The sequence below is a fragment of the Pseudomonas benzenivorans genome (assembly GCF_024397895.1).
In the GTDB taxonomy this organism is placed as follows: domain Bacteria; phylum Pseudomonadota; class Gammaproteobacteria; order Pseudomonadales; family Pseudomonadaceae; genus Aquipseudomonas; species Aquipseudomonas benzenivorans_A.
This window is the reverse complement of the sequence record NZ_CP073346.1, coordinates 2267608-2289338: the sequence shown is the minus strand read 5'-3', so window position 1 is coordinate 2289338 and position 21731 is coordinate 2267608. Positions and strand designations below refer to the sequence as shown.

Sequence of the window (21731 nt, the reverse complement as noted above, 5' to 3'; positions counted from 1 at the left end):
AGACGATGAATACCGAAGGACTCACCCAGAGCGAAGTGCTCGAGCCGCAGGCGCCGGCAGTGGAGCTGCCGGAGCAGGCGCCGCCGCCGCCCGTCGAAGTGCCCACGCCGGCGCCGCCGCTGGTGGTGCCGAGCCTGGACGACAGCAGCCTGTACATCCACCGCGAGCTGTCGCAGCTGCAGTTCAACATCCGCGTGCTGGAGCAGGCGCTGGACGAGTCCTATCCGCTGCTCGAGCGCCTGAAGTTCCTGCTGATCTTCTCCAGCAACCTCGACGAGTTCTTCGAGATCCGCGTCGCCGGGCTGAAGAAGCAGATCAACTTCGCCCGCGAACAGGCCGGTGCCGACGGCCTGCAGCCGCACCAGGCGCTGGCGCGGATCAGCGAGCTGGTGCACGAGCAGGTCGGCCGGCAGTACGCGATCCTCAACGACGTGCTGTTTCCGGCGCTGGCCAAGCACAACATCAACTTCATCCGCCGTCGCCACTGGAACACCAAGCTCAAGGCCTGGGTGCGCCGCTATTTCCGCGACGAGATCGCGCCGATCATCACCCCGATCGGCCTCGATCCGACCCACCCCTTCCCCTTGCTGGTGAACAAGAGCCTGAACTTCATCGTCGAACTGGAGGGCGTCGACGCCTTCGGCCGCGACTCGGGCCTGGCGATCATCCCGGCGCCGCGGCTGCTGCCGCGGGTGATCCGGGTGCCGGAGGAGGTGGGCGGCCCGGGCGCCAACTACGTGTTCCTCTCCTCGATGATCCATGCCCATGCCGACGACCTGTTCCAGGGCATGAAGGTCAAGGGCTGCTACCAGTTCCGCCTGACCCGCAACGCCGACCTGTCGGTGGACACCGAGGACGTCGAAGACCTGGCCCGCGCCCTGCGCGGCGAGCTGTTCTCGCGGCGCTACGGCGACGCGGTGCGCCTGGAAGTGGTCGACAGCTGCCCGAAGAACCTGTCCGACTACCTGCTCAAGCAGTTCGGCCTGACCGAGGGCGAGCTGTACCAGGTCGGCGGCCCGGTCAACCTGACCCGGCTGTTCAGCATCACCGGCCTGGACAGCCACCCCGAGCTGCAGTTCACCCCCTTCACCCCGCTGATTCCCAAGCTGCTGCAGAACAGCGAGAACCTGTTCAGCGTGATCGGCAAGCAGGACGTGCTGCTGCTGCACCCCTTCGAGTCCTTCACCCCGGTGGTCGACCTGCTGCGCCAGGCGGCGAAGGACCCGCACGTGCTGGCGATCAAACAGACCCTGTACCGCAGCGGCGCCAACTCGGAGATCGTCGATGCGCTGGTCGAGGCGGCGCGCAACGGCAAGGAAGTCACGGTGGTGGTCGAGTTGCGCGCGCGCTTCGACGAGGAGTCCAACCTGGCCCTGGCCAGCCGCCTGCAGGCGGCGGGCGCGGTGGTGATCTACGGCGTGGTCGGCTTCAAGACCCACGCCAAGATGATGCTGATCCTGCGCCGCGAGAACGGCGACATCGTCCGTTACGCCCACGTCGGTACCGGCAACTACCATGCCGGCAACGCCCGCCTGTACACCGACTACAGCCTGCTCACCGCCGATATGGCGCTCGGCGAGGACGTGGCCAAGCTGTTCAGTCAGCTGATCGGCATGGGCAAGACCCTGCGCATGAAGAAGCTGCTGCATGCGCCCTTCACCCTGAAGAAGACCCTGCTCGATATGATCGCCCGCGAGACGGTGCTGGCCGCCGAGGGCAAGCCGGCGCACATCATCGCCAAGTTCAACTCGCTGACCGACGCCAAGATCATCCGCGCGCTGTACAAGGCCAGTCAGGCCGGCGTGAAGATCGACCTGGTGGTGCGTGGCATGTGCTGTCTGCGCCCGGGCATTCCGGGGGTGTCGCACAACATCCAGGTGCGCTCGATCATCGGCCGCTTCCTCGAGCACACCCGGGTGTTCTACTTCCTCAACGAGGGCGAGGAAAAAATCTACCTGTCCAGCGCCGACTGGATGGAGCGCAACCTGGACAAGCGGGTGGAGACCTGTTTCCCGGTGGAGGGCAAGAAGCTGGTCACCCGGGTGAAGAAGGAGCTGGAAAGCTACCTGACCGACAACACCCAGGCCTGGGTGCTGCAGCCCGATGGCCGTTACCTGCGCTGCAGCCCGCACGGCAACCAGAACCCGCGTAGCGCCCAGGCCGGCCTGCTGGAGAAGCTGACGGCGCCGGTGGTCAGCGCACGCTGAGCTCGATGCCGACGCGCTTGAGCCACTCCGCTTCCTGGGTGAAGTCCGCCTGGGTCAGCGGATTGGCCGCCAGCCAGTCGTCGGGGAAGTGAATCTCCAGGCTGCTCTGGTCTGCCCGCAGCTGCACCTGGGGCATTTCCTGGGTGCCGCGGATGTGGTGGAAGAGGATGGCGAAGCGCAACAGGGCGCACAGGCGCACCAGCTTGACGCCTTCGGCGCCGAAGTCGGCGAGCTTGTCCTTGGGGATATTGCGCCGGTGGCCGCGCACCAATAACGCCAGCATCTGCTGGTCGAGGCGCGAGAAACCGGCCAGGTCGGAGTGCTCGACCAGGTAGGCGCCGTGCTTGTGGTACTGGTAGTGGGCGATGTCCAGGCCGATCTCGTGGACCCGTGCGGCCCAGATCAGCAGCTCGCGGTGCCAGTCATCGCTCAGCGCCCAGCTGTCCTTGACCTGCTCCAGGGCTTCCAGTGCCTTGCTTTCGACCCGCGCGGCCTGTTCCAGGTCGACGTGGTAACGCTCCATCAGCGCACTCAGGGTGCGGTCGCGCACGTCCTCGTGGTGATGACGGCCGAGCAGGTCGTAGAGCACGCCTTCGCGCAGCGCGCCTTCGGAATGGCTCATGCGCTGGATGTCGCAGGCATCGAAGATGGCCTCGAGAATCGCCAGGCCGGCGGGAAAGATACCGCGGCGGTCCGGCTTGATGCCGTCGAGGTCGAGCTTGTCGACTTCGCCGAGCTTGAAGATCTTGCGCTTGAGCCAGGCCAGACCCTCCGGGGTGACCTCGCCGGCGCCCAGGCCGGCGGCCTGGATGGCCAGGCCGATGGCCTTGATGGTGCCGGAGGCGCCCACCGCGTCTTCCCACTTGTGGCGACGCAGGGCGTGCTCGATGCCCATCACCTCCAGGCGTGCTGCGGTGTAGGCCTGGGCGTAACGGGCCGGGGTGATCTTGCCGTCCCTGAAAAAACGCTGGGTGTAGCTCACGCAGCCCATCTGCAGGCTCTCGCGCAGCAGCGGTTCGAAGCGCTGGCCGACGATGAACTCGGTGCTGCCGCCGCCGATGTCGGTCACCAGGCGCTTGCCCGGCGTGTCGGCGATGCTGTGGGACACCCCGAGGTAGATCAGCCGCGCTTCCTCGCGGCCGGAAATGACCTCAACCGAGTGCCCCAGGATATCTTCGGCGCGGCGAATGAACTCGGCACGGTTGCGCGCCTCGCGCAGGGCATTGGTGCCGACGATGCGCAGCGCGCCTTCCGGCAGGCTGGCGGTCAGCTGGGCGAAGCGGCGCAGGCAGTCGAGGCCGCGAACCATGGCCTCCTCGCTGAGCATGCGCTCCTCGTCGATGCCGGCGGCCAGCTGGACTTTGTCGCCCAGCCGTTCGAGCACGCGAATCTCGCCGTGATCGGCCTTGGCCAGAACCATGTGGAAGCTGTTGGAGCCCAGGTCGATAGCTGCAATCAAGGGAAAACACTCGGCAGGGGTATGCGGCATGGTGCGTAGATCTCGGTGCGGAACGCTGTCATCCTGCCACGATAGACCGGGTGAGCCAACGCATACTGCGCGCGCCGGCTGTGCGCCGGCCCGAACGACAGGTCGACGCTGCGGGCCCCAGGCCGCAGCGTCACTGGGCGCAGAGCTTTGTGCGGGGCCATAGTTAAGCTCAATGGTCTCTGCCTTCCTGTGCCAGGCAAGCCGGGCTATGATGTCGATCACTTTTTGCTTCCGAACACGGAGACTTTCCATGAGCGAATTCATCACCAACGTCAGCGATGCTAGCTTCGATGAAGAAGTTATCCAGGCTGAAGGTCCGGTACTGGTCGATTACTGGGCGGAGTGGTGCGGCCCATGCAAGATGATTGCCCCGGTCCTCGACGAGATCGCCCAGACCTACCAAGGCAAGCTGAAGGTCTGCAAGCTGAACATCGACGAGAACCAGGACACTCCGCCGAAGTACGGTGTGCGCGGTATCCCGACCCTGATGCTGTTCAAGAACGGCAATGTCGAAGCGACCAAGGTCGGCGCCCTGTCCAAGTCGCAGCTGGCCGCTTTCCTCGACAGCAACATCTAAGTCACGGTGTGCGAAGAAGCCCCGAACCAGCGGGGCTTTTTTCTGTTTGAAGGCTAGACGCCTTCGTCGGGCCGGTGTTACATTCGGCCTCGCTGCATTTCCTATGCAGCCCTCTGCAAGCCGTCGCCGACGCATTCCTACTCGAATACTTTCGCTACACCAGTAGGCGATCCGTTCGCCTTCTCAGCGGCGCGGCCTCCCAAGCTAATAGCTTATTCTCCCTCCTTCATGATTACGTCATTCCTATGAATCTGACCGAACTCAAGCAAAAGCCGATCACCGAACTGCTGGAAATGGCCGAACAGATGGGCATCGAGAACATGGCCCGTTCGCGCAAGCAGGACGTGATTTTCTCGCTGCTGAAGAAACACTCGAAGAGCGGCGAGGAAATTTCCGGTGATGGCGTGCTGGAGATCCTCCAGGACGGTTTCGGCTTCCTCCGCTCCGCGGACGCCTCCTACCTGGCCGGCCCGGACGATATCTACGTCTCGCCCAGCCAGATCCGCCGCTTCAATCTGCGCACGGGCGACACCATCGTCGGCAAGATTCGTCCGCCGAAAGAAGGCGAGCGCTACTTCGCGCTGCTCAAGGTCGACACCATCAACTACGACCGTCCCGAGAACGCGAAGAACAAGATCCTCTTCGAGAACCTGACGCCGCTGTTCCCCAACCAGCGTCTGATCATGGAAGCCGGCAACGGCTCCACCGAAGACATCACCGGGCGGGTCATCGACCTCTGCGCGCCGATCGGCAAGGGCCAGCGTGGCCTGATCGTGGCGCCGCCGAAGGCCGGCAAGACCATCATGCTGCAGAACATCGCGGCGAACATCACCCGCAACAACCCCGAGTGCCACCTGATTGTTCTGCTGATCGACGAGCGCCCGGAAGAAGTAACCGAGATGCAGCGCACCGTGCGCGGCGAAGTGGTCGCCTCGACCTTTGACGAACCGCCAACCCGCCACGTGCAGGTCGCCGAAATGGTGATCGAGAAGGCCAAGCGCCTGGTCGAGCACAAGAAGGACGTGGTCATCCTGCTCGACTCCATCACCCGCCTGGCGCGGGCCTACAACACCGTGATCCCGAGCTCCGGCAAGGTGCTCACCGGTGGTGTCGACGCCCACGCCCTGGAGAAGCCCAAGCGCTTCTTCGGCGCCGCGCGCAACATCGAGGAAGGCGGTTCGCTGACCATCCTCGCCACCGCGCTGGTGGAAACCGGGTCGAAGATGGACGAGGTGATCTACGAGGAATTCAAGGGCACAGGCAACATGGAGCTGCCGCTGGACCGGCGCATCGCCGAGAAGCGCGTGTTCCCGGCGATCAACATCAACCGCTCGGGCACCCGCCGCGAGGAGTTGCTGACCGCCGACGACGAGCTGCAGCGCATGTGGATCCTGCGCAAGCTGCTGCACCCGATGGACGAGATCGCCGCCATCGAGTTCCTCATCGACAAGCTGAAGGCGACCAAGACCAACGACGAGTTCTTCCTGTCGATGCGTCGCAAGTAAGTCGCTGCGCTGTCACAAAGGCCGGGGAAACCCGGCTTTTGTGCATCTGCACGGCCGCTATCCTTCTGAATAACCCAGTTCGGCGCTAAACTTTGCGCCCCACTGGCTGGCCCGAGACGAGGCTCCTGCATGCAGTATCGCGACCTGCGCGATTTTATTCGCGGTCTGGAACAGCGCGGCGAACTCAAGCGTATCCACACGCCGGTGTCCCCGGTGCTGGAAATGACCGAAATCTGCGACCGTACCCTGCGCAAGGGTGGTCCGGCGCTGCTGTTCGAGAACCCCACGGGTTTCGATACGCCGGTGCTCGGCAACCTGTTCGGCACCCCCAGGCGAGTGGCGCTGGGCATGGGCGCCGAAGATGTCAGCGAGCTGCGCGAGATCGGCAAGCTGCTGGCCTTCCTCAAGGAGCCGGAGCCGCCGAAGGGCCTGAAGGACGCCTGGTCGAAGCTGCCGATCTTCAAGAAGGTCCTGGCCATGGCGCCCAAGGTGCTCAAGGACGCGCCCTGCCAGGAGGTGATCGAGGAGGGCGAGGACGTCGACCTGTCCAGGCTGCCGGTGCAGACCTGCTGGCCCGGGGATGTCGGGCCGCTGATCACCTGGGGCCTGACCATCACCAAGGGGCCCAACAAGGAGCGGCAGAACCTCGGTATCTACCGTCAGCAGGTGATCGGCCGCAACAAGCTGATCATGCGCTGGCTGAGCCACCGCGGCGGTGCCCTGGATTTTCGCGACTGGTGCGAGAAGTACCCGGGGCGCCCCTACCCGGTCGCGGTCGCCTTGGGCGCCGACCCGGCGACCATCCTCGGTGCGGTCACGCCGGTGCCGGACAGCCTCTCCGAGTACGCTTTCGCCGGCCTGTTGCGCGGCCACAGGACCGAGCTGGTCAAGGCCCGTGGCAGTGACCTGCAGGTGCCGGCCAGCGCCGAGATCGTCCTGGAGGGGGTGATCCATCCCGGCGAGATGGCCGATGAAGGGCCCTACGGCGACCACACCGGTTACTACAACGAGGTCGATCGCTTCCCGGTGTTCACCGTCGAGCGCATCACCCGCCGTCAGCAGCCGATCTACCACAGCACCTACACCGGCCGGCCGCCGGATGAGCCGGCGATCCTCGGCGTGGCGCTCAACGAAGTCTTCGTGCCGATCCTGCAGAAGCAGTTCCCCGAGATCACCGACTTCTACCTGCCGCCGGAAGGCTGTTCCTACCGCATGGCGGTGGTGACCATGAAGAAGCAGTACCCGGGCCACGCCAAGCGGGTCATGCTCGGGGTCTGGTCGTTTTTGCGACAGTTCATGTACACCAAGTTCGTTATCGTCACCGACGACGATATCAATGCGCGGGACTGGAACGACGTGATCTGGGCCATTACCACGCGCATGGACCCCAAGCGCGACACGGTGCTGATCGACAACACGCCGATCGACTACCTCGACTTCGCCTCGCCGGTCTCCGGGCTAGGCTCAAAGATGGGCCTGGATGCCACCCACAAGTGGCCGGGCGAGACCACGCGCGAGTGGGGCCGGGCCATCGTCCAGGACGAAGCGGTGAAACGACGGGTCGACGAACTATGGACCGAGTTGGGAATTGATTGATGCGTGTCACTCTGCAACCTTCAGGCGCGGTGCTCGAGATTCGGGCCGGTGAGCGCATTCTCGACGCCGCGCGGCGCCTGGGGTACGACTGCCCGCAAAGTTGCCGCAACGGCAACTGCCACATCTGCGCCGCGCTGCTGGTCGAGGGCCGGGTGCGGCAAGGCGATGCCGAGCTGGACCATGGCGAGCTGCTTACCTGCCTGGCCGAGCCGCTGGGCGACTGCGTGCTGCACTGGGACGGCGTGATGGCGCCCGGTGAATTGCCGGTGCGCGAGCTGAGCTGTCAGTTGATCGACTGCGTTGAGATCGGCGGCGATGTGTTCCGCGTGCACCTGCGCACGCCGGCCGGCAAGAGCCCGCGCTACCACGCCGGCCAGTACCTGCTGCTGCAGCGCGAGAACGGCGAGTACGCCGCCTTTTCCCTGGCTTCGGCGCCGCACTGCGGTCGCGAGCTGGAGCTGCACATCCTCGCCCGCGACGAGGCGACCCGCGGCTTGTTGGCCTTTCTCCGTCGCCAGGGCTTTGCCCGGGTGCAGTTGCCACTCGGTGACACCCACCTGGCCGAACTGCCGGCAGGACCGCTGGTGCTGATCGCCGCGGGTACCGGCATGGCGCAGATGCACAGCCTGATCGAGCACTGCCGCGCGGCTGGCTTTGAGCATCCGGTGCACCTGTACTGGGGGGCGCGGCGGCCCGAGGACTTCTATCAGCTGCCGTGCTGGGGCGACTGGCAGCAGCTGGACAACCTGATCCTGCATCAGGTGGTCAGCGACCCCTGTGACTGGTCGGGCCGCTGCGGTCTGCTGCACGAGGCGGTGCGCGAGGACTTTGCCGACCTCAAGCCGCTGCATGTCTACGCCAGCGGCTCGCCGGCGATGGTCTACGCGACCCTGGATGCGCTGGTCGAAGCGGGCATGGACGCGCACCAGATGCGCGCCGATGTCTTCGCCTACGCGCCGCGCGGCTGAGAGGTTTGTCGTGGAAAACAGCCTTTTCTTTAGAGTGGTCAAGCCGCTGGTCAGCGTTGCATGTTTGATTCTCTTGATCGAAAGCTTGCGTACCGGAAGCACTCTGGGATTTGGCAAAACAGGATTTTATTGGGTTAGTCAGGCAGTTCACCCGGTTCGTTTCTGGGTGGCGAATATCAGTTTGGTGGCTCTTGCGGTGTTGGGGTTGCTGGGGGCGGTCCAGCGCAAGAGAGGCTGATAACGGAGAGCATCTACTCCGCTCCCGCGCTGTGTTCAGCGCACCTGCACCACCAGCTTGCCCACGGCCTGGCGCCGACCGAGGCAGTCGATCGCCTGGCCGGCCTGCTCCAGCGGGAAGGTCTGCGAGACCAGCGGCTTGAGTTTGCCTTCGCCATGCCAGGCGAACAGCTGCGCGAAGTTGGCGGCATTGTCCTGGGGCTGGCGCTGGGCGAAGGCGCCCCAGAACACCCCGACCACCGCGGCTCCCTTGAGCAGGGCGAGGTTGACCGGCAGCTCGGGGATGCGCCCGCTGGCAAAGCCGACCACCAACAGGCGGCCGTTCCAGGCGATGCTGCGCACGGCGGCGTCGAACTGGTCGCCGCCCACCGGGTCGTAGATCACGTCGGCGCCCTGGCCGCCGGTCAGGCGCTTGACCTCATCCTTCAGGCTCTGTTCGCTGTAGTTGATCAGCTCGTCGGCGCCGGCGGCGCGGGCCACCTCCAGCTTCTCCGCGCTGCTGGCCGCGGCGATAACCTTCGCGCCCATGGCCTTGCCGATCTCCACCGCGGCGAGGCCGACGCCGCCCGAGGCGCCGAGCACCAGCAGGGTTTCGCCGGGCTGCAGGTTGCCCCGCTGCTTGAGCGCGTGCATCGAGGTGCCGTAGGTCATGCCGAACGCCGCTGCGGTGAGGAAATCCATGCGCGGCGGGATCGGCATGACGTTGTAGCCGGGCACCGCCACCGCCTCGGCAAAGCTGCCCCAGCCGGTGAGGGCCATGACCCGGTCGCCGACCTTGAGGTGGCCGACCTTCTCACCGACCGCCCTGACCACGCCGGCCGCTTCACCGCCTGGCGAGAAGGGGAAGGGCGGTTTGAACTGGTACTTGCCCTCGATGATCAGGGTGTCCGGGAAATTGACTCCGGCGGCATGGACTTCCAGAAGTATCTCGTTCTTCTTCGCCTCGGGGCTGGCGACTTCTTCCAGAACCAGGGTTTCGGCGGGGCCGAAGGCTTTGCACAGCACGGCTTTCATCGGGACTTGTCCTTTGCGGGTATGGTCCGCAGTGTAGAAAGCCGGCGCCGTCGGTCAACGAGCATGGTCGGTCCTGATGGCGCGGCATAAGCAGCGGGCTTGGGCGGCGGCTCGGCAATGGCTATGCTAGGCCGCACTCAAGTGGAGATCTCGTTCGTGAAAGTCCTTATCGCTGCACTGCTCGCCCTGTCGCTGCCCCTGTCGGCCCTGGCCGAAGAGGAGGAAAAGGCCGCCGCGCCGCAGGTGATCTACCACAATCTGTTCCCGGCGCTGGTCGGCAATTTCGGCAGCGGGCCGAAGCTGAAATTCTACAAGGCCGATGTCGCCCTGCGGGTCAGCGGGCCCGAGGCCGTGGCCAAGGTGAAGCATCACGAGCCGCTGATCCGCAATCAGCTGGTGATGCTGTTCGCCCAGCAGACCGAGGAAGCATTGAGCGCGCCGGACGCCAAGGAGGTCCTGCGCCAGGAGGCGTTGAAGCAGGTGCAGCAGGTGCTGAGCCTGGAGGAGGGCCAGCCGGTGGTCGAGGATCTGCTGTTCAACAACCTTATCCTGCAGCGCTGACGCCGCGGCTCGCCCTGTGCGCTGGCTAGCGCAGGGCGAGGATCGCCGACCAGTGTTCGGCGCTGACCGGCATCACCGACAGGCGGCTGCCACGCTGCACCAGGGGCAGCTCCAGAAGGGCGCTCTGCTGCTTCAGCTCGGCCAGCGGGATGACCCGGGCGAATGCCTCGACGAAGCTGACGTCGACGGCGCTCCAGGGGTTCTTTTCGGCGCTGGCCTTGGCATCGAAGTAGTGGCTCTGGGGATCCAGCGCCGTCGGGTCGGCATAGGCCGGACGGCTGATGCGGGCGATGCCGGCGATGCCGGGTTCCGGGCAACTGGAGTGATAGAAGAAGAACGAGTCCCCCGCCTGCATCTGTCGCAGGAAGTTGCGCGCCTGGTAGTTGCGCACGCCATCCCAGCGGGTTTCACCGAGGCGCTGCAGGTCGAAGATGGATAATTCATCCGGTTCGGATTTCATCAGCCAATAAGGCATGAACTTTGCTCCATTCGGTCGGTCCGTTTAACGGACGGATGGTCGTACGCGCAACCGACAACCGTTTGGCGCCTGATATTGCGATGCGCCCAAGGTTGCTCGACAATGCCGGCCCTCGCGCCGGAGGGCGCGCGCGACCGATAACAATAACGCCGCCGGTCCACCGTGCGCAGTGTGCCTTGAAGGGGGAGGCATCCGATGAAACGCAAGCCAGACATATTGTGGGTATTGGTCATTCTGTTCAGCCTGGGCATGGTTACCACTGGTTACACCCAGAGCCTGTGGGATCGCCAGGATCAGCCACCGGTCGAGGTCACTCAGCAGCCCTGAGGCCGTCGGCCGGGGGCAGGATCTGCGCCCGCCTTCAGTACCAGCCCTTGTCCGTTACCGTCGCCGTGAGCGGCACATCCCAACTGGCCAGCGCCAGCCGTTCCACTTGCTGACACTCATGGGCCAGGCCCAAGAGCGTCGGCTTGTGCCAATTTTTGCGCCGGCCGCGGTAGGCCAGGCTGCGGTCGTAGAAGCCGCCGCCCATGCCGAGCCGGCCGCCATGGCGATCGAAGCCGACCAGCGGCATGAGGATCAGGTCCAGCGCCCAGACCTTGCGTTGCTGCGCGCGATTGCGCCTGGGCTCGGGAATGCGGAAGCGGTTCGGGGTCATCTTCTCGTCGGCGCGCACCCGCTGAAACACCATCTTGGTGCACGGCCAGGGGCTGAGTACCGGCAGGTAGGTCGCCTTGCCCCGCCGCTGGGCGGCGCGCAATAGCGGTCTGGGGTCGATTTCGCCATCGCTGGGCAAGTACAGGGCGATGTGTTTGGCGCGGCGGAACACGGGGTGCTGCGCCAGTTGGCGGTACAGGCCCTGAGCGGCGCGACGCTGCGCCTGTGGGCTGAGTCGGCGACGGGCCTGGCGCAACAGGCGGCGCAGTTGCGGGCGGGACAGGTCGGTGGTTTCGATCATGCTCAAGCGCGAGAACCCTTGTCGCGGACGGGCAAGGGGTGGAGAAGAGTGACTCCCCGACGTGCCGCTGTCGGTTTAGCCCTTGAACCCGAGAGTTCAAGGTGGAGGTTGCAGGAGGCGTTAAGGCTTTCCGTCAGGCGGACATGCACACCTGCCTCAACATGCAACCCCCGGGTTTGTGCGTATCGGCTCAGGGACATCACCAACTGGCGCACACCCCAGGGAGTGGCGGCCAGTATACCCGAATCGACGCTGCCGTCAGCCATTGTGGCCATCGACTTCGTTGTTCAGGGCGCCATCGACCCGCTCGAGCAGGCTGCGCACCTGGTCGCGGGTGGCACTGGTGTGCTGCGCCAGGTGCTGCTCCTTGTGCAGCAATTCGTGGGAAATGTTCAGGGCGGCCATCACCGCCACGCGGTCGGCGCCGATGACCTTGCCGCTCGAGCGGATCTCGCGCATCTTGCCGTCCAGGTAGCGGGCGGCGCTCTCCAGGTTGGCGCGTTCGTCCGGCGGACAGGCGATGCAATATTCTTTGTCCAGGATATGGACGGTGACGGTATTCGACTGGGTCATGAGTCCTGCTCCAGGGCTTTGAGGCGCGAAATCATCGATTCGACCTTGTGCCGGGCCATTTCGTTCTTTTCGATCAGATGGGCGCGTTCCTCGCGCCAGGCCTTTTCATTCGCCAGGAGAAGTCGGTTGTGGGCCTTGAGCTGCTCGACGCGCTGGATCAGCAGGTCCAGCTTGGTCGTAAGGGCGTGCAGATCGGCGTCTTCCATGGGTTCTCGCTAAGGCAAGGATTGACCGGACTATATAGAAGCGAGCGCCCTCGAGGTCAAACCCTCTGATGGTCTTGCCGCGCCTGCCGGTGCTAGGATACGAGGCCTCCATTCTAGTGATTGCGCCGTCTGGCGCCTAGTTATCTATGCCGACTTCCAGTTCCGCCTATTCCGCCTTCGCCGCGTTGCTCGCCAGCAGCGCCAATCCCGTTTCCCCCGCCGAGTTGCACGGCTTGCTGCTGGGTCGCAGCTGCGCCGGCGCCGGCTTCGAGGTGGCCCCCTGGCTGGCGGATGCCGCCGAGCTGCTCGGCGGCGCCCCCGAGGACACGGTGCGCCAGGCACTGATCGGTCTGCAGGAGATGGTCAAGGGCGAGCTGACCGGCGAAGAGGTCACCGTGGTGCTGTTGCTGCCCTCTGACGAGGCGCCGCTCACCGAGCGTGCTCAGGCCCTGGGCCAGTGGTGCCAGGGCTTCCTTGGCGGCTTCGGCCTGACCGCCGGCGACCGTGCCCTGAGCGCAGAGTCGATGGAGGTGTTGCAGGACCTGTCGGCCATCGCCCAGGTGCAGAACGCCCTGGACGAGTCGGAAGACGGCGAAAACGACTATATGGAAGTGATGGAATACCTGCGCGTCGCCCCGCTGCTGTTGTTCAGCGAATGCGCCAAGCCGGTGGCGGCCGCCAAGCCGTCACTGCACTGATTCTTCATGCCCCACGCACTGGACCCTGCCTGCCCATGACCAGCATCCCCAAGTCGGAATACGCCCGTCGGCGCAAGGCGCTGATGGCGCAGATGGAACCCAACAGCATCGCCATCCTGCCGGCCGCGCCGGTGTACATCCGTAACCGCGACGTCGAGCACGTCTACCGCCAGGACAGCGACTTCCAGTACCTCTCCGGCTTTCCCGAGCCGGAGGCGGTGATCGCCCTGATCCCCGGCCGCGAGCACGGCGAATACGTGCTGTTCTGCCGCGAGCGCGACCCGGAACGGGAGCTCTGGGACGGTCTGCGCGCCGGCCAGGACGGCGCCATCAGCCAGTACGGCGCCGACGACGCCTTTCCCATCGGCGATATCGACGACATCCTGCCCGGCCTGATCGAGGGCCGCGAGCGGGTCTACTACGCCATGGGCACCAACCAGGAATTCGACCGCCACCTGATGGAGTGGATCAACGTGATCCGCTCCAAGGCCCGTCAGGGCGCCCAGCCGCCGAACGAGTTCGTCGCCCTCGACCACCTGCTGCACGACATGCGTCTGTACAAGAGCGCAGCCGAGGTCAAGGTGATGCGCGAGGCCGCGCAGATCTCCGCGCGCGCCCACATCCGCGCCATGCAGGCCAGTCGGGCCGGGCTGCACGAGTTCCACCTGGAAGCGGAGCTGGACTACGAGTTCCGCAAGGGCGGGGCGAAGATGCCGGCCTACGGTTCGATCGTCGCCGCCGGCAAGAACGCCTGCATCCTGCATTACCGCGAGAACGACGCGCCGCTCAAGGATGGCGACCTGGTGCTGATCGACGCGGGCTGCGAGATCGACTGCTACGCCAGCGACATCACCCGCTGTTTTCCGGTCAATGGCCGATTCTCGCCCGAGCAGAAGGCCATCTACGAGCTGGTGCTGGCCGCCAATGAAGAGGCGTTCAAGCATATCGCCCCTGGCAAGCACTGGAACGAGGCCCATGAAGCCACGGTGCGGGTGATCACCGCCGGCCTGGTCGAGCTCGGCCTGCTGCAGGGCGAGGTCGATGAACTGATCGCCAGCGAGGCCTACAAACCGTTCTACATGCACCGCGCCGGCCACTGGTTGGGCATGGACGTGCACGATGTTGGCGACTACAAGGTCGGCGGTGTCTGGCGCGAGCTGGAGGTCGGCATGGCCATGACGGTCGAGCCGGGCATCTACATCGCCGTGGACAACCCGCATGTCGCGAAGAAATGGCGCGGCATCGGCGTGCGCATCGAGGACGACGTGGTGGTGACCAAGGACGGCTGCGAGGTCCTCACCACCGACGTGCCGAAGACCGTCGCCGAGATCGAGGCGCTGATGGCCGCGGCGCGCCGCGAGGTCGCCTGAGGCCATGCAGCGCGCCAACCTCGCGATCATCGGCGGTGGCCTGGTCGGCGCCAGCCTGGCGCTGGCCCTGCAGGGCGCGGCCAAGGCGCGCGGTTGGACGATCTGTCTGATCGAGGCCTTCACCCCGGGCGACGGCTACCAGCCCAGCTACGACGCGCGCTCCACCGCGCTGTCCTATGGCTCGCAGCAGATCTACCAGCGCCTGGGCATCTGGCAACAGGTGGCCCGGCGCGCCGAGCCGATCCAGCAGATCCACGTCTCCGACCGCGGGCGTTTCGCCGCGGCGCGCCTCAGCGCCCTGGAGGAGGGCGTGCCGGCGCTCGGCTATGTGGTGGAGAATGCCTGGCTGGGCCAGTGCCTGTGGCAGGCCCTGGATGCCGAGGTGGTCAGCTGGCGCAGCCCGGCCCAGGTGACGCGCCTCGACGCGCTGCCGGGCGGCTACCGGCTGACCCTGGACGACGAGTCCACCCTGGAGTGCGAGCTGGCGGTGCTCGCCGAGGGCGGTCGTTCGGGGTTGCGCGAGCAGCTCGGCATCGGTGTCAGCCATCGGCCCTACGGCCAGAGTGCGCTGATCGCCAACCTCAGTCCGCAGGAGGCGCACCGCGGCCAGGCCTTCGAGCGCTTCACCGAGGACGGGCCCATGGCCCTGCTGCCGCTGCCGGACAACCGCTGCGCGCTGATCTGGACCCGCGCCGAGGCCGATGCCGAGCGCCTGCTGCGCCTTGACGAGGCCGGCTTTCGCGACGAGCTGCAGCAGGCCTTCGGCTATCGCCTCGGGGCCATTCGCCAGATCGGCGCCCGCCACCTCTACCCGCTGGCGCTGGTCGAGGCCCAGGAACAGGTGCGCCCGCACCTGGTGGTGCTCGGCAACGCCGCACACAGCCTGCATCCCATCGCCGGCCAGGGTTACAACCTGTCGCTGCGCGACACCCAGGCGCTGGCCGAGGCGCTGCTGGCCAGTCCTGCACGGCTCGGCGACTTCGCCGTGCTGCAGGGCTATCTGCAGCGCCAGCAGGGCGATCAGCAGCTGACCCTGGGCTTCTCCGACCGGGTCACCCGCCTGTTCAGCAACGGCGAGCCCCTGCTCGCCGCCGGGCGCAACCTCGGTCTGCTCGGCCTCGACCTGCTGCCGCCGGCCAAGCGCTGGTTCGCCCGCCAGGCCATGGGGCTGGGCACTCGCGCGCCATCTTGAGCCGGTTCATGGGCGAGGCGGGCGGGTTGCGCCGGGCGCACAACACTCTCTACGTACGGCTCAAGCCGCCCACACGGCAGGCAGCCTAAGGAATGGACATGGATGCGGATCTGATCATCGTCGGCGCCGGTATGGTCGGCAGCGCGCTGGCGCTGGCGCTGCAGGACACGGGGCTGGAGATTCTGCTGGTCGATGGCGGGCCGCTCAGCGTGGTGCCCTTCGACCGCGCTGCGCCCTTCGAGCCGCGGGTCAGTGCGCTCTCTGCGGCCAGCCAGCGGGTGCTCGAGCGTCTCGGCGTATGGCCGGGCGTCACCGCCCGGCGCACCAGCGCCTATGGCGAGATGCAGGTGTGGGACGGTGCCGGCACCGGCCATATCCACTTCAGCGCGGCCAGCGTGCATGCCGAGACCCTCGGCCATATCGTCGAGAACCGGGTGGTGCAGGATGCCCTGCTCGAGCGCCTGCACGACAGCCGGGTCGGCCTGCTGGCCAACGCGCGCCTGGAGCGCCTGCGCCGCTCCGGCGACGGCTGGCTGCTGAAGCTGGAGGACGGTCGCGAGTTGCGCGCGCCCCTGCTGGTGGCGGCCGACGGCGCCAATTCGGCGGTGCGCCGCCTGGCCGGCTGCGCCACCCGTGAATGGGATTACCTGCACCACGCCATCGTCACCAGCGTGCGCTGCGCCGAACCGCACCAGGCCACGGCCTGGCAGCGCTTCACCGATGACGGTCCGCTGGCCTTCCTGCCGCTGGACGCGGGGCCCGACGAGCACTGGTGCTCCATCGTCTGGTCCTGTGTGCCGGCCGAGGCCGAGCGGCTGATGAACCTGCCGGACGAGGCCTTCTGCGGGGCGCTGGGCAAGGCCTTCGAGCAGCGCCTGGGCGCGGTGCTGCACGCCGATCGCCGCCTGTGCATCCCGCTGCGCCAGCGCCACGCCAAGCGCTATGTGGAGGACGGCCTGGTGCTGATCGGCGACGCCGCCCACAGCATCCATCCGCTGGCCGGGCAGGGGGTCAACCTGGGCTTCCTCGATGTCGCGGTGCTCGCCGAGGTGCTGCAGCGCGCCCAGGCGCGCGGCGAGAGGCTGGTCGATGAGCGGGTGCTGAGCCGCTACGAGCGCCGCCGCATGCCCCACAACCTGGCGATGATGGCGGCGATGGAGGGCTTCGAGCGCCTGTTCCAGGCCGACCCGTTGCCGTTGCGCTGGCTGCGCAATGCCGGCCTCAACTGGGTCGACGGCCAGCCGGAGGCCAAGGCGCTGTTCGTGCGCCAGGCCCTGGGGCTGTCCGGCGACCTGCCCGAGCTGGCTCGCCCCTGACGGCTCGGTCGGTCGGCCGCGCTGCCCGACAATCTATGGTTGAGAAACTAAATGCTATTCACTATTATTTGGCCTTTCGCATCACCTTCGACCAAGAGGCAGTTCCCATGCAGGTAAGCAAGCGTTTGTTCGCCGCCCTCACCCTCACCGCGCTGGCCGGCGCCGTGCAGGCCGCTGACGAAGTGGTGGTTTACTCCGCGCGTATCGACGAGCTGATCAAGCCGGTGTTCGACGCCTATACCGCCAAGACCGGTGTGCCGGTGAAGTTCATCACCGACAAGGAAGCGCCGCTGCTGGCACGCCTCAAGGCCGAGGGCGAGAACACCCCGGCCGACATGTTGATCACCGTGGATGCCGGCAACCTCTGGCAGGCCGAGCAGGAAGGCGTGCTCAAGCCGGTGCAGTCGACCGTCATCGAGCAGAACATCCCGTCGCAGTACCGCTCCAGCACCAACAGCTGGACCGGCCTGTCGCTGCGTGCGCGGACCGTCGTCTACTCCACCGAGCGGGTCAAGGACGGTGAGCTGAGCACCTACGAGGCCCTGGCCGACGAGAACTGGGAAGGCCGCTTGTGCCTGCGCACCAGCAAGAAGGTGTACAACCAGTCGCTGACCTCCACCCTGATCGAAAACCATGGCGCCGAAAAGACCGAAGCGCTGATCAAGGGCTGGGTGGGCAACCTGGCCACCGACGTGTTCTCCGACGACACCGCGCTGATCAAGGCGATCGACGCCGGCCAGTGCGACGTCGGTATCGTCAACAGCTACTACTTCGTTCGCCTGCACAAGCAGCAGCCGGACATCAAGGCCAAGCTGTTCTGGCCGAACCAGGATGGTCGCGGCGTGCACGTCAACCTGTCCGGGGCCGGTGTGACCAAGCATGCGCCCCATCCTGAGGCCGCGCAGAAGCTGCTGGAGTGGATGACCACCGAGGAAGCCCAGAGCATGTTCGCCCGCCTGAATCAGGAATTCCCGGCCAACCCGAAAATCGCCCCGTCCGAGGAAGTCGCTGCCTGGGGTAGCTTCAAGGCCGACAGCGTGCCGGTGGAAGTGGCCGGCAAGCGCCAGGCCGAGGCCACCATGCTGATGGATCGCGCCGGCTGGAACTGATCCACCGCGTGGGTGCAAGCCTGCGCCGCGAATCGGCCTGAGGCCGGGCCGCGGCGCCTTCCCGCAGGCTTGCTAGCCGTTATACTCGGCGCCCCGGCTCAGTCCGGGGCGTTGTGCTTTCTCCGCTTCGAGGATTCTGCGTGGCCCACCCTGCCCAGCGTCGCTGGTACCCCATCGCCTTTGCCGCCGCACTGCTGGTGCTGCTGCCACTGAGCGTGCTGCTGTTCAGCTGGCACGAAGTGGACCGGCAGATCTGGGCTCACCTGTGGCAGACCCAGTTGCTGCGTCTGGTCGGCAACACCCTGGTGCTGGTGCTGGGGGTGGGTGTCGGCGTGACCCTGCTCGGGGTCAGTCTGGCCTGGCTGACCAGTCTCTGCGAGTTCCCCGGACGGCGCTGGCTGGACTGGGCGCTGATGCTGCCGTTCGCCATTCCCGCCTATGTGCTGGCTTTCGTTTTCGTCGGCCTGCTGGATTTCGCCGGGCCGCTGCAGACGCAGCTGCGTGAGTGGTTCGGCAGCGGCCTGCGCCTGCCGCCGGTGCGCTCCACCGGCGGGGTGATCGTTGTTCTGGTCCTGGTGTTCTACCCCTACGTCTACCTGCTGGCGCGCAATGCCTTCCTGGCCCAGGGCAAGGGTCTGATGGAGGCGGCGCGGGTGCTGGGCCTGAGCCCCTGGCGGGCGTTCTGGCGGGTGGCTCTGCCGGTGGCGCGGCCGGCTATCGGTGCCGGCCTGGCCCTGGCGGTCATGGAGACCCTGGCCGACTTCGGCGCCGTGTCGGTGTTCAACTTCGACACCTTCACCACCGCCATCTACAAGACCTGGTACAGCTTCTACAGCCTGACCAGCGCCACCCAGCTGGCCAGCCTGCTGCTGTTCGCGGTGATGCTCGCGCTGTACGGCGAGCGCCGCGCCCGCGGTGCGGTGCGGCCGAGCAACGAGCGGCCGCGGGGCAAGGCGCTGTACCACCTCAAGGGCGGCCAGGCGTTGCTGGCCAGCGCCTGGTGCGGGCTGGTCTTCGCCTGCGCCTTCGTCATCCCGATGCTGCAGCTACTGGTGTGGTTCTGGCAGCGCGGGCGTTTCGATCTGGACGAGCGCTACAGTGCGCTGATCCTGCACACCCTCTACCTGGGCGGTTTGGCCGCCCTGATCACCGTCAGCGTGGCGCTGTTGCTGGCGTTTTCCCGGCGCCTGGCGCCGACCCGATTGATGCGTTCGACGGTCGGCCTGGCCAATCTCGGTTATGCCCTGCCCGGTTCGGTGCTGGCGGTGGCGATCATGCTGGCCTTCAGCTATCTGGACCGCCACCTGGTGATACCGCTGTCCAGCTGGCTCGGCGGTGACCCTCAGCCGCTGCTGCTGGGCAGCCTGTCGGCGCTGCTGCTGGCCTACCTGATCCGCTTCATGGCGGTGGCCTATGGGCCGCTGGAGAACAGCCTGGCGCGGATCCGCCCGTCGTTGCCGGAGGCCTCGCGCAGCCTCGGTGTGGGTGGCGTCGGCCTGTTCCTGCGGGTCTACCTGCCGCTGCTGGTCCCCGGCGCCCTGTCGGCGGCGCTGCTGGTGTTCGTCGATGTGCTCAAGGAGATGCCGGCGACCCTGCTGATGCGCCCGTTCGGCTGGGACACCCTGTCGGTGCGGGTGTTCGAGATGACCAGCGAAGGCGAGTGGGCGCGTGCCGCCCTGCCGGCCCTGACCCTGGTGCTGGTCGGCCTGCTGCCGGTGATTCTGCTGATTCGTCGCTCCGCACGGCGCATCGGCTAGACCCGGCGCAACCGCTCGTCCGATCCGGGCCGGGCGCGCTGCTGCTTAGCCCCGAGCAGTGAGCTGCCGGCCGAGATGACCCGCCTCGGCCTTGCGGCTACAATGCGCGCCATTCGCTGCGACCGGTCATTGCCATCGGGAGGGCGGAATCCCTGCAAGCGCCCGGATCATGGGGTGTGCACGGATTTCAGCGCCTGTTCGCAGCCCCGCCAAGCCCGGAAGGAGATACCTATGGGACAGCGCACAGCTCTTTACGACCTGCACCTCGCCTTGGGGGCCAAGATGGTCGACTTCGGCGGCTGGGACATGCCGCTGCACTACGGTTCGCAAGTCGAGGAGCACCACCAGGTACGCCGCGACTGCGGCGTCTTCGACGTGTCCCACATGACCGTGGTGGATGTCCATGGCGAGCAGGCCAAGGCCTACCTGCAACACCTGCTGGCCAACGATGTCGAGCGCCTGCAGCTGCCGGGCAAGGCGCTCTACAGCGCCATGCTCAACGAGCAGGGCGGGGTGGTCGACGACCTGATCGTCTACCTTGCCGGCGCTGCCGATGGCCAGCCGGCCTACCGCCTGGTGGTCAACGCCGCGACCCGCGACAAGGACCTGGCCTGGATGCGTCAGCAGAGCAGTGGTTTCGCCGTCGAGCTGCAGGAGCGTCCCGAGCTGGCCCTGCTGGCCATCCAGGGCCCCCAGGCGCGGGCCAAGGCCTGCGAGCTGGTGACCCAGGCCCGCGCCGCCCTGATTCACGAACTCAAGCCCTTCCAGGGCCTGGCCGAGGGCGACTGGTTTATCGCCCGCACCGGTTACACCGGTGAGGACGGTCTGGAGATCATGCTGCCGGCCGAACAGGCGGTGGCGTTCTTCAACGACCTGGTCGGCGCCGGCATCTCGCCGATCGGCCTGGGCGCGCGCGACACCCTGCGCCTGGAAGCGGGCATGAACCTGTACGGTCAGGACATGGACGACAGCGTCTCGCCACTGGCCGCCAACATGGCCTGGAGCATCGCCTGGGAGCCGGCCGCGCGCCGCTTCGTCGGTCGCGCTACCCTGGAAACCCAGCGTGCAGCCGGCAACCAGGCCAAGCTGGTTGGTCTGGTGCTGGAGGAGCGCGGCGTGCTGCGCGCCCACCAGGTGGTGCGGGTCGAGGGTCTGGGCGAAGGCGAAATCACCAGCGGCAGCTTCTCGCCGACCCTGAACAAGTCCATCGCCCTGGCCCGGGTGCCCGCGGCCACGGCGGAGCGCGCCGAGGTGGAGATCCGCGGCAAGTGGTACCCGGTGCGGGTGGTCCAGCCGACCTTCGTGCGCCATGGCAAGGCCTTGATCTAGGCTTTGCCAACGGGCCGGGCGCCACGCCCCGGCGCGAATTTTTCGGATGCATGGCCCGCGCGATAAGCAGTGCCTGCTAAATTTTCCAGACGGCGCGGTCGCCGTCCTGTCAGATGAGGAACGACACATGAGTACTATCCCCGCCGATCTGCGTTACGCCGCCAGCCACGAATGGGCCCGCCTGGAGGCGGACGGCAGCGTCACCGTGGGTATCTCCGACCATGCCCAGGAAGCCCTCGGCGACGTGGTCTTCATCGAGCTGCCGGAGGTCGGCAAGACCCTCGCCGCCGGCCAGGAAGCCGGGGTGGTGGAGTCGGTCAAGGCTGCTTCCGACATCTACTCGCCGATTGGCGGCGAGGTGATCGCCATCAACGAGGCCCTGGCCGACAGCCCGGAGAGCGTAAACGGCGACCCCTACGGCAGCTGGTTCTACAAGCTCAAGCCGAGCGATGTCAGCGAGCTGGACAAGCTGCTCGACGCCGCCAGCTACAAGGCCAACGCCGACGCGGATGCCTAATAGTCCGGGCAGAACTCTGAGTTTTTCCTAAGCTGATAGAGCCTCGCCTAGTCGAGGCTTTGTCATTTTTAGCA

22 protein-coding genes and 1 other RNA gene are annotated in these 21731 nt (G+C 66.4%); 16 read left to right on the top strand and 7 right to left on the bottom strand.

The features are described 5' to 3' along the window. The first annotated feature begins 5 nt into the window (after positions 1–5). Entirely contained in the window at positions 6–2207 is a 2202-nt protein-coding gene (gene ppk1 / locus KDW96_RS10695) for a polyphosphate kinase 1 (RefSeq protein ID WP_255840385.1), read from the top strand. Here the strand turns inward: ppk1 and ppx are convergent. Continuing rightward, positions 2194–3696, bottom strand: coding sequence for an exopolyphosphatase (ppx, locus tag KDW96_RS10690; protein ID WP_255840384.1), 1503 nt, complete (start codon positions 3694–3696; stop codon positions 2194–2196). The genes ppk1 and ppx overlap by 14 nt on opposite strands. 250 nt (positions 3697–3946) lie before the next feature. Between ppx and trxA the strand changes: the two genes are divergently transcribed. From trxA to KDW96_RS10665, 5 genes are all read left to right on the top strand, one after another. Continuing rightward, the gene (gene trxA / locus KDW96_RS10685; protein ID WP_208707902.1) at positions 3947–4273 is read left to right on the top strand and encodes a thioredoxin TrxA; all 327 of its coding nucleotides are present in this window, start codon (positions 3947–3949) and stop codon (positions 4271–4273) included. Between the two features lie 245 nt (positions 4274–4518). Beyond that, positions 4519–5778, top strand: coding sequence for a transcription termination factor Rho (gene rho / locus KDW96_RS10680; protein WP_255840383.1), 1260 nt, complete (start codon positions 4519–4521; stop codon positions 5776–5778). A 129-nt stretch (positions 5779–5907) separates the two neighbouring features. Continuing rightward, positions 5908–7374, top strand: a complete 1467-nt coding sequence (gene ubiD / locus KDW96_RS10675) for a 4-hydroxy-3-polyprenylbenzoate decarboxylase (RefSeq protein ID WP_255840382.1) — start codon at positions 5908–5910, stop codon at positions 7372–7374. Then, positions 7374–8342: a CDP-6-deoxy-delta-3,4-glucoseen reductase gene (locus KDW96_RS10670; protein ID WP_255840381.1), complete on the top strand. Its 969-nt coding sequence runs from the start codon at positions 7374–7376 to the stop codon at positions 8340–8342. The genes ubiD and KDW96_RS10670 overlap by 1 nt, the downstream gene beginning before the upstream one ends. A 10-nt stretch (positions 8343–8352) precedes the next feature. Then, positions 8353–8580, top strand: a complete 228-nt coding sequence (locus KDW96_RS10665; RefSeq protein ID WP_255840380.1) for a hypothetical protein — start codon at positions 8353–8355, stop codon at positions 8578–8580. A 35-nt stretch (positions 8581–8615) separates the two neighbouring features. Here KDW96_RS10665 and KDW96_RS10660 read toward each other — a convergent pair whose 3' ends face one another. Next, positions 8616–9593, bottom strand: coding sequence for an NADPH:quinone oxidoreductase family protein (locus KDW96_RS10660; RefSeq protein ID WP_255840379.1), 978 nt, complete (start codon positions 9591–9593; stop codon positions 8616–8618). 156 nt (positions 9594–9749) lie between these two features. Here KDW96_RS10660 and KDW96_RS10655 point away from each other — a divergent pair, with 156 nt between their 5' ends. Then, a complete protein-coding gene (locus KDW96_RS10655; RefSeq protein WP_255840378.1) occupies positions 9750–10154 on the top strand; it encodes a flagellar basal body-associated FliL family protein in 405 nt (134 codons plus the stop codon). A 25-nt stretch (positions 10155–10179) separates the two neighbouring features. On the opposite strand, the gene KDW96_RS10650 is transcribed toward KDW96_RS10655, so the two are convergent. Further along, complete coding sequence (locus KDW96_RS10650; protein WP_255840377.1) at positions 10180–10629, bottom strand: EVE domain-containing protein; 450 nt, start codon at positions 10627–10629, stop codon at positions 10180–10182. A 198-nt stretch (positions 10630–10827) separates the two neighbouring features. Here KDW96_RS10650 and KDW96_RS10645 point away from each other — a divergent pair, with 198 nt between their 5' ends. Then, a complete protein-coding gene (locus KDW96_RS10645; protein WP_255840376.1) occupies positions 10828–10959 on the top strand; it encodes a hypothetical protein in 132 nt (43 codons plus the stop codon). Between the two features lie 34 nt (positions 10960–10993). On the opposite strand, the gene KDW96_RS10640 is transcribed toward KDW96_RS10645, so the two are convergent. The 4 genes from KDW96_RS10640 to KDW96_RS10625 all read right to left on the bottom strand — a co-directional run bounded on the left by KDW96_RS10640 (position 10994) and on the right by KDW96_RS10625 (position 12369). Beyond that, positions 10994–11590: a 5-formyltetrahydrofolate cyclo-ligase gene (locus KDW96_RS10640; protein WP_255840510.1), complete on the bottom strand. Its 597-nt coding sequence runs from the start codon at positions 11588–11590 to the stop codon at positions 10994–10996. Positions 11591–11639: 49 nt separating this feature from the next. After that, a non-coding RNA gene (gene ssrS / locus KDW96_RS10635) (6S RNA) lies at positions 11640–11818 on the bottom strand. A 30-nt stretch (positions 11819–11848) separates the two neighbouring features. After that, positions 11849–12163 (bottom strand): cell division protein ZapA, encoded by a 315-nt coding sequence (locus KDW96_RS10630; protein WP_255840375.1) that lies wholly within the window; start codon positions 12161–12163, stop codon positions 11849–11851. Beyond that, positions 12160–12369, bottom strand: coding sequence for a TIGR02449 family protein (locus KDW96_RS10625; protein WP_208707910.1), 210 nt, complete (start codon positions 12367–12369; stop codon positions 12160–12162). Before KDW96_RS10625 ends, KDW96_RS10630 begins: the two co-directional genes overlap by 4 nt. Before the next feature lie 146 nt (positions 12370–12515). Between KDW96_RS10625 and KDW96_RS10620 the strand changes: the two genes are divergently transcribed. From KDW96_RS10620 to gcvH, 8 genes are all read left to right on the top strand, one after another. Further along, positions 12516–13067 (top strand): YecA/YgfB family protein, encoded by a 552-nt coding sequence (locus KDW96_RS10620; RefSeq protein ID WP_255840374.1) that lies wholly within the window; start codon positions 12516–12518, stop codon positions 13065–13067. 35 nt (positions 13068–13102) lie between these two features. Beyond that, entirely contained in the window at positions 13103–14437 is a 1335-nt protein-coding gene (gene pepP / locus KDW96_RS10615) for a Xaa-Pro aminopeptidase (protein WP_255840373.1), read from the top strand. A gap of 4 nt (positions 14438–14441) precedes the next feature. After that, complete coding sequence (gene ubiH / locus KDW96_RS10610) at positions 14442–15629, top strand: 2-octaprenyl-6-methoxyphenyl hydroxylase (RefSeq protein WP_255840372.1); 1188 nt, start codon at positions 14442–14444, stop codon at positions 15627–15629. A 98-nt stretch (positions 15630–15727) separates the two neighbouring features. Next, entirely contained in the window at positions 15728–16945 is a 1218-nt protein-coding gene (locus KDW96_RS10605; RefSeq protein WP_255840371.1) for a 2-octaprenyl-3-methyl-6-methoxy-1,4-benzoquinol hydroxylase, read from the top strand. A 107-nt stretch (positions 16946–17052) separates the two neighbouring features. Then, positions 17053–18054: an extracellular solute-binding protein gene (locus KDW96_RS10600; RefSeq protein WP_255840370.1), complete on the top strand. Its 1002-nt coding sequence runs from the start codon at positions 17053–17055 to the stop codon at positions 18052–18054. A 140-nt stretch (positions 18055–18194) separates the two neighbouring features. Then, entirely contained in the window at positions 18195–19811 is a 1617-nt protein-coding gene (locus tag KDW96_RS10595) for an ABC transporter permease (RefSeq protein ID WP_255840369.1), read from the top strand. A 231-nt stretch (positions 19812–20042) separates the two neighbouring features. Further along, positions 20043–21140: a glycine cleavage system aminomethyltransferase GcvT gene (gene gcvT / locus KDW96_RS10590; RefSeq protein ID WP_255840368.1), complete on the top strand. Its 1098-nt coding sequence runs from the start codon at positions 20043–20045 to the stop codon at positions 21138–21140. Between the two features lie 127 nt (positions 21141–21267). Continuing rightward, positions 21268–21657: a glycine cleavage system protein GcvH gene (gene gcvH, locus KDW96_RS10585; RefSeq protein ID WP_255840367.1), complete on the top strand. Its 390-nt coding sequence runs from the start codon at positions 21268–21270 to the stop codon at positions 21655–21657. Positions 21658–21731: the final 74 nt, after the last annotated feature.

What these genes read in the sequence shown, in the direction of transcription:
- ppk1 (WP_255840385.1), top strand. Translation starts at nt 6, where the DNA reads ATGAATACCGAAGGACTCACCCAGAGCGAAGTGCTCGAGCCGCAGGCG.
- ppx (WP_255840384.1), bottom strand. Translation starts at nt 3,696, where the DNA reads ATGCCGCATACCCCTGCCGAGTGTTTTCCCTTGATTGCAGCTATCGAC.
- trxA (WP_208707902.1), top strand. Translation starts at nt 3,947, where the DNA reads ATGAGCGAATTCATCACCAACGTCAGCGATGCTAGCTTCGATGAAGAA.
- rho (WP_255840383.1), top strand. Translation starts at nt 4,519, where the DNA reads ATGAATCTGACCGAACTCAAGCAAAAGCCGATCACCGAACTGCTGGAA.
- ubiD (WP_255840382.1), top strand. Translation starts at nt 5,908, where the DNA reads ATGCAGTATCGCGACCTGCGCGATTTTATTCGCGGTCTGGAACAGCGC.
- KDW96_RS10670 (WP_255840381.1), top strand. Translation starts at nt 7,374, where the DNA reads ATGCGTGTCACTCTGCAACCTTCAGGCGCGGTGCTCGAGATTCGGGCC.
- KDW96_RS10660 (WP_255840379.1), bottom strand. Translation starts at nt 9,593, where the DNA reads ATGAAAGCCGTGCTGTGCAAAGCCTTCGGCCCCGCCGAAACCCTGGTT.
- KDW96_RS10650 (WP_255840377.1), bottom strand. Translation starts at nt 10,629, where the DNA reads ATGCCTTATTGGCTGATGAAATCCGAACCGGATGAATTATCCATCTTC.
- KDW96_RS10645 (WP_255840376.1), top strand. Translation starts at nt 10,828, where the DNA reads ATGAAACGCAAGCCAGACATATTGTGGGTATTGGTCATTCTGTTCAGC.
- KDW96_RS10640 (WP_255840510.1), bottom strand. Translation starts at nt 11,590, where the DNA reads ATGATCGAAACCACCGACCTGTCCCGCCCGCAACTGCGCCGCCTGTTG.
- KDW96_RS10630 (WP_255840375.1), bottom strand. Translation starts at nt 12,163, where the DNA reads ATGACCCAGTCGAATACCGTCACCGTCCATATCCTGGACAAAGAATAT.
- KDW96_RS10625 (WP_208707910.1), bottom strand. Translation starts at nt 12,369, where the DNA reads ATGGAAGACGCCGATCTGCACGCCCTTACGACCAAGCTGGACCTGCTG.
- KDW96_RS10620 (WP_255840374.1), top strand. Translation starts at nt 12,516, where the DNA reads ATGCCGACTTCCAGTTCCGCCTATTCCGCCTTCGCCGCGTTGCTCGCC.
- pepP (WP_255840373.1), top strand. Translation starts at nt 13,103, where the DNA reads ATGACCAGCATCCCCAAGTCGGAATACGCCCGTCGGCGCAAGGCGCTG.
- ubiH (WP_255840372.1), top strand. Translation starts at nt 14,442, where the DNA reads ATGCAGCGCGCCAACCTCGCGATCATCGGCGGTGGCCTGGTCGGCGCC.
- KDW96_RS10605 (WP_255840371.1), top strand. Translation starts at nt 15,728, where the DNA reads ATGGATGCGGATCTGATCATCGTCGGCGCCGGTATGGTCGGCAGCGCG.
- KDW96_RS10600 (WP_255840370.1), top strand. Translation starts at nt 17,053, where the DNA reads ATGCAGGTAAGCAAGCGTTTGTTCGCCGCCCTCACCCTCACCGCGCTG.
- gcvT (WP_255840368.1), top strand. Translation starts at nt 20,043, where the DNA reads ATGGGACAGCGCACAGCTCTTTACGACCTGCACCTCGCCTTGGGGGCC.
- gcvH (WP_255840367.1), top strand. Translation starts at nt 21,268, where the DNA reads ATGAGTACTATCCCCGCCGATCTGCGTTACGCCGCCAGCCACGAATGG.